The sequence below is a fragment of the Pseudomonas sp. NBRC 111119 genome (genome assembly GCF_001320125.1).
GTDB lineage: Bacteria > Pseudomonadota > Gammaproteobacteria > Pseudomonadales > Pseudomonadaceae > Aquipseudomonas > Aquipseudomonas parafulva.
In genome coordinates this window covers 192,618-198,854 of sequence record NZ_BCAV01000020.1, presented here as the reverse complement: position 1 = coordinate 198,854, position 6,237 = coordinate 192,618, and the positions used below count along the sequence as shown (strand labels likewise).

The 6,237-nt window shown below is 64.0% G+C and carries 5 protein-coding genes; all 5 read right to left on the bottom strand.

What is annotated here, in order from left to right; all coding sequences use genetic code 11:
• Window positions 1-91: 91 nt before the first annotated feature.
• The 5 genes from cycA to APH25_RS09310 all read right to left on the bottom strand — a co-directional run bounded on the left by cycA (window position 92) and on the right by APH25_RS09310 (window position 6,226).
• Window positions 92-1,498 carry a D-serine/D-alanine/glycine transporter gene (cycA, locus tag APH25_RS09330; RefSeq protein ID WP_060481710.1) on the bottom strand — a complete coding sequence of 469 codons (1,407 nt, stop codon included), beginning with the start codon at window positions 1,496-1,498 and terminating at the stop codon, window positions 92-94.
• Window positions 1,499-1,731: 233 nt separating this feature from the next.
• Entirely contained in the window at window positions 1,732-3,096 is a 1,365-nt protein-coding gene (locus APH25_RS09325) for a PepSY domain-containing protein (protein WP_060481709.1), read from the bottom strand.
• Between the two features lie 57 nt (window positions 3,097-3,153).
• A complete protein-coding gene (locus APH25_RS09320; RefSeq protein ID WP_060481708.1) occupies window positions 3,154-5,220 on the bottom strand; it encodes a TonB-dependent copper receptor in 2,067 nt (688 codons plus the stop codon).
• A 63-nt stretch (window positions 5,221-5,283) separates the two neighbouring features.
• Window positions 5,284-5,724, bottom strand: coding sequence for a DUF2946 domain-containing protein (locus tag APH25_RS09315; RefSeq protein WP_060481707.1), 441 nt, complete (start codon window positions 5,722-5,724; stop codon window positions 5,284-5,286).
• A 22-nt stretch (window positions 5,725-5,746) separates the two neighbouring features.
• Window positions 5,747-6,226 (bottom strand): copper chaperone PCu(A)C, encoded by a 480-nt coding sequence (locus APH25_RS09310; RefSeq protein WP_060481706.1) that lies wholly within the window; start codon window positions 6,224-6,226, stop codon window positions 5,747-5,749.
• Between the last annotated feature and the right edge of the window lie 11 nt (window positions 6,227-6,237).

Below are 6,237 nucleotides of genomic sequence, written 5' to 3'. Positions count from 1 at the left end.
CTACAGCAACAGCGAGCTGAAATAAGTGCGCAGTTTAATGGGTAGTAAGACTGCTCGCAGGGTGAGGGCCGCTTTGCGGCCCCTTGGGCTGTCAGCCGTTACGGACTGCAGTGCGCGGATGGCGCCTGCGGCGTACGCCCTGGTAAGTCACTGCCAGCAGCACGAACCAGATAGGCGTGACCACCAGCGCCGAGCGGGTGTCGGCTTCCAGGCTGAGCAGTACCAGGATGAAGGCGAAGAACGCCAGGCACACGTAGCACATGAAACGCCCGCCCGGCATCTTGTACTTCGAGGCCTGGTGCAGCGGTGCACGGTGCTTGCGGTAGCTCAGGTACGACAGCAGGATCAGCGTCCAGACGAACATGAACAGCACCGCCGACACCGTGGTCACCAGGGTGAACGCCTCGATCACGTTTGGCACCAGATAGATCAGCACCGCACCCAGCAGCAGGCAGAGGCACGAGAAGTACAGGCCGTTGGCCGGCACGGCGCGGCGCGACAACTTCTCGAACGCTTTGGGGGCGTCGCCCTCCTGGGCCAGGCCAAACAGCATGCGGCTGGTGGAGAACACGCCGCTGTTCGCCGACGAGGCTGCCGAGGTCAGCACCACGAAGTTGATGATGCTGGCTGCTGCCGGCAGGCCGGCCAGCACGAACAGCTCAACGAACGGGCTCTTGCCTGGTACCACGTCGCGCCATGGGGTAACGGCCATGATCGCGATCAGCGCAAGCACGTAGAACACGATGATGCGGATCGGGATGGAGTTGATCGCCCGGGGCAGGGTGCGCTCAGGGTTCTTGGCTTCGGCGGCGGTGGTGCCCACCAGCTCGATGCCGACGAAGGCGAACACAGCAATCTGGAAGCCGGCGAAGAAGCCCATGACCCCGTGCGGGAACATCCCCGCGTCGTTCCACAGGTTGGCCAGTTGCGCAGTACGCCCGCTTGGCGAGGTGAAACCGGTGACCACCATGTACAGGCCGGTGGCGACCAGGCCGAGGATGGCGATGATCTTGATCAGCGCGAACCAGAACTCCATCTCGCCGAACAGCTTGACCGTGACCAGGTTCAGCGACAGCAGCACCGCCACGCAGGTCAGTGCCGGTATCCACTGGGGAAGGTCCGGGAACCAGAATTGCGTGTAGGCAGCGATGGCGACCACGTCGGCGATGCCGGTGACCACCCAGCAGAACCAGTACGTCCAGCCGGTGAAGTAGCCGGCCCAAGGGCCGAGCAGGTCGGCGGAAAAGTCGATGAACGATTTGTAGTTCAGGTTCGACAGCAGCAACTCGCCCATGGCACGCATGACGAAGAACAGCATGAAGCCGATGATCATGTAGACGAAGATGATCGACGGGCCGGCCAGGCTGATGGTCTTGCCCGAGCCCATGAACAGGCCGGTGCCGATGGCGCCACCGATGGCGATCAGCTGGATGTGGCGGTTGGTGAGGTTGCGCTGCAGGTGCTGTTCTTCAGGTGGGTTGGGTACGGTTTGCGTCATAGGCTGCATTCCCTTGTAAAGGTCTGTCTTCTTGTCTGAGCTAGCCGGCTAGGCTAACACGCTCGTCCCATTTCGGGGCGCGACAGATCGACTCGACTTTTGGGTAGCAGGGGGGGCGCAGAATTGTGCTTGGGCGTGTTCGGCGTGGCGGGTGCAGCGCTTGCGAGATCAAGCGCCGCCTGCGCGGCGCTCGGTTTCACAGGCGCAGACCCTGTTACGGCCAACCAGACAAATCACGCACTGGCCATGGCCCTGCGCTTCATCACCAGGCTATCGACCACCCACAAGGCAATCATCGATATCCCCACCAACGGAAACAACACGCCTAGCACCAGCATCACCGCCACCGCCGCCTTCCAGCGTGGCAGGTCATGGCGCAAAGGGGGGACGCCCAGCCCGCCAGTAGGGCGGCGTTGCCACCACATCACCAACCCGCTCACCGAGCCCAGCAGAATCATCAGGCATACGAGCAGAATGATGACCTGGTTGACGGCTCCAAACATTCGACCTTCATGCAGCATCACGCCTAGCTCGGTGGCCCGTGCCACAGGGCTGTAGTCCTGCCAGCGCACGTCGGCCAGCACGTTGCCGGTGTACTGGTCTACATGCAGGGTGGCGTCGTTGCGTGGGTCGTCGGCGAACACGGCCACGGTGAACACGCCCTCGGCGGTGGTGGGCAGGGTGATGCTGTAACCCGGCTCGACCTGGCGCGAAGTAGCGATATCCTCCACCTGCTGCACGCTGACCTGGGGTGCGGCGGGCATGTTCGACATACCGTGGTGGCCTGCGTGCTCGGCGTGGGCACCGGACTGCGGCATCGGCGTGTTCTCCATGGCCCATGGTACGGTCTGGCGGTGGGCGCTGTTCAGCGCACCCGCCTGCTGGTCCGATTTGGGCACGTCGTTCCACATGGCAGCCGGAAAACGGTTCCACAGTTCGGCGTACTGCTTGCCCCACAGCCCGGTCCAGGTCATGCCACTGAGTAGCATCAGCAATAGCAGGGCCGAGCCCCAGAAGCCGCTGACCGCATGCAGGTCGCGCCACAACAAGCGCCCACGGGCCGCCAACCGTGGCCACAGCACGCCACCGCCTTTACGCCCGCGTGGCCACCACAGGTAAAGGCCCGACACCACCAGCACGATGCCCCACCCTGCTGCGAGCTCCACCAGCCGGTCACCCACGGTGCCTACCATCAGCTCGCCATGCAGGGCGCGGGCAATGGCCTGCAGGTTGCGCTTGGCATCCTGCTCGCCCAGCACCTTGCCGCTGTACGGGTTGACGAAGACGTTCAGCTCGCGCCCGTCTTCATGCACAACAAATTGTGCGCTGCGTGTGGGGGTGGGTGGCGGCAGGTACTGGCCGACATGCCCTTTGGGGTGGGCCTTGCGAACCTCGGCCAGCATCACGTCCGCACCTTGCCGGTGATGACCGGCTTCGACCACCATCAGGTCGCGGTACAGCAATGGGTCCAGTTGCGGCTTGAACAGGTAGATGATCCCGGTGATCGCCAGCAGGATCATGAACGGGGCCACGAACAGCCCCGCATAGAAATGCCAACGCCAGGCCAGGTTGTAGAATGAAACGCGTGTTCCTCTCATGGGAACCTCCCGTATGAACAGCCGTTGGGCGCAGCATTGCCGCGCCCTTTATTGTTGTCAGAAGCTGAAGTCGACCTTGGTCCAGAGCGTTCTGCCGGGTTCATTTACCGGCTGCGGGTCGCTGGCCGGGTAGCCGAAACCGGCGTTGCCGGCCAGGTTCAGGTGCTCGGCGTAGGCTTTGTTGAACAGGTTGTCCACCCCGGCGCTCAGCTTGAGGTTTTTGCTCACCTTGTAGGCACCGTTCAGCGAGAACACGCCAAAGCCTGCGCTGGTGCCATAGTCCTTGCCCACCACGTTGCCCTGGTTGCGGGCGATGCGGTTTTGCTCGTCCACCAGGCGCCAGAGGGCGCCGGCGCTCCAGGCGTCGCGGGTATAGGTGAGGCCCAGGCGGCTTTCCAGCGGTGGCATCTGCGGCAGCGCCTTGCCATCGCTGCTGTTCTTGCCCCAGGCATAGGCCAGCGTGGCGTCGGCCTTCCAGGTATCGGTCAGCTGGTACGCAGCACCCAATTCGCCGCCCATGATGCGGGCGTCGATGTTCTGCGCCTGGGAGGTGGTCATGCCCATCATGCCGGTGCGGTAGTCGAACAGAATGTAGTCGCGCACCTGCCCCACGTAGCCTGAGGCCCAGGCTTCCAGGCGCTCGCCACGGTACTGGATACCGAAGTCGAGTTGGGTAGTCTTCTCAGGCTTGATGCCGTCGAAGGCATTGACAGCGCCGGCCGGTGCCCTCTTTGGCGAGAACAGCTCCCAATAGTCAGGGAACCGCTGGGCATGGCCCAGGCCGATGTAGGCAGTTGCCGGTAGCGATGCCAGGTCGTGCTCATAGCGGACGAAACCGCTGGGCAGGGTGTCGGCACGGGTGTCGTTTTCAGTGGCACTGCCCTTGCGGAAGTCGCGAGCCGAGGCCCGGTCCAGTCGGGCACCGGTGATCACGCGGTCTTCACCGCTGACGTACCAGGTCAGCTCGCCGAAGGCCCCGTAGTTGTGGAAGTCGGCATCCTTGGTCCAGGGCTGGCCACGGTGTGCATCCACGCCCATGCCGCCACGCTTGCGGTGTTCGTTGGTCTGCGCGTCGATGCCGCTGATCAATTGCACGTCGGCCCAGCGCCAGGTGGCCTTGATGCGCGCGCCGAGGGTGCGGCGGTCAACGTTGCTGACCATGGGCATGCCCATCATGCCTTTGCCTGACGGCGTGCGCAGGCTGTAGTTGTCCATCACGTGGTCGGCGTAGTTGTAGTAGACCTGGGCTTCGACCTTGTCGAGCACCTCACCCAGGTTGGACTTTTCGAAACGCAGGCCCAGGCTTTCGCGCTTGAACTGCGAGCCGTCCATGCCACGGCCGGCATAGCGGGCCTCGCCATCACCTTTGCCAGCGGTGAGTTCCAGCAGGGTGTCGGCGTCGGGCGTCCAGCCCAGGGCGACGTCGCCGTTCCATTTGTCCCAGCGCGACGGCACGTGGTGGCCGTTGCCGTCCTTATAGTCACCGGAGCGCGACTGGTTGCCCACAAAGCGGGCATAGGCCTGGCTGTTGCCGGCAGCGGCGTCCACCACCTTGTCGAAACGGCCATTGGAGCCGGTCAACAGGCTGGCATTGACGCGACTGCCCAAGGTGCCGAACTTTTCCGGCTCGCGTTCGAACAAAATGGTACCGGCCGAGCCGCCCGGGCCCCAGATCACGCTTTGCGGGCCTTTGATCACGGTCAGGCGGTCATAGGTTTCCGGCGAGATATACGACGTAGGGGCGTCCATGCGGCTGGGGCAGGCGCCCAGCATCAGGCCGCCATTGGTGAGGATGTTCAGGCGTGAGCCGAACATGCCGCGCAATACCGGGTCGCCATTGGTGCCGCCGGCGCGTATGGCCGAGAAGCCCGGGATGGTCTTGAGGTAGTCAGCGCCGTCACTGGCGGGCACGGGCTGGCGCGGGTCCTTGGGGTTGGTGACCACGGTCAGGGGTGAACTGGGGGCCACGGCGGTGATCACCGTGGGGCTGAGCTCGGGGGCATCGATGAGGTGGCCTGCATGTGCGGGGTCGGCGGCCAGGGCCACGGGGGCCAGCAGCGAGCCGCAGAGCACGGCGATGGTCCCACGCAGGGACAGGGCAAAAACAGGGGTGCAGCCGTACATAATGATTCCAGTCGATCAGTCATAAGGGTGCGCGAAGCCTCGTGGCCTCGTACGCGAAGGGGGTCAGACGCTGATCGGGAATGGCGGGGCGCGGCTGCGCGCACCGGGGAATATAGCCTGCCGGGCATGGCCCTGGTGCGTGGTCGCCTGGGGATGGGAAGTGGGCGTAATGCCCGCAACACTGAGCGGGCTGAGGGTTTGTGGCAGTGCAGGGCAATTGAAGAGCAGGCTGCAATAGCCGCACTTCTCCCACATCACATGCAGCTGGCCGTCACTGCCCTGGCCGTGGTGGCCGTCACCATGATCGTGGGCAGCCGGCATCGGCATGTCCATGGGCATGTTCATGCTCATGGGCATGCCCGCTGAGTGGTCCATCGGCATCGACTGCGATATCAGCGGGCCGATGAAAATCATCCACATGGCGAACAGGCTCAGCCATCCGCCACCGACGCGCCTGCTATCAGGGCGGGTGGTACGGCGTGGGCTGTTGCGCGGCAGGCTCATGGCCAGTGCCTGTCAGCAGGTATCAGTGCTTGTGGGCTTCAGGCTGGCCCGCAGGGGCTTGCTGCTGCACGGCCACATCCACGGTGACGTCACCGGCCTTTTCGAAGTGCAGGGTCAGCGGGAAGCGTTTTCCGTCGGTGAGCAGGCTGCGGTCCTTGGGGTTCATCAGCATCACGTGGTAGGCACTGGGCGCGAACACCAGGTCTTGCCCTGCAGGCACCACCACGCTGGGCACCTGTTGCATCTTCATGGCACCGCTGGCGCCCATGGCGTGCTCGTGCAGTTGCGTGTCATCGCTGATGGGGCTTTCGGCGCTTAGCAGGCGGTCGTCAGCCTTGCCATTGTTGTGCACCACGAAATACGCGGCGACATTGGGCGCATTGGGGGGAAGCTGCAGCGACCAGGGGTGGGCGATGTGCAGGTCGCCCACGCTGTATTCGTGAGCATTGGCGAAAGCGGCAGGCAGCAGCAGGGCGGCCGCGACAAGGGCGTGCTTGAGCATGGTGAATCTCC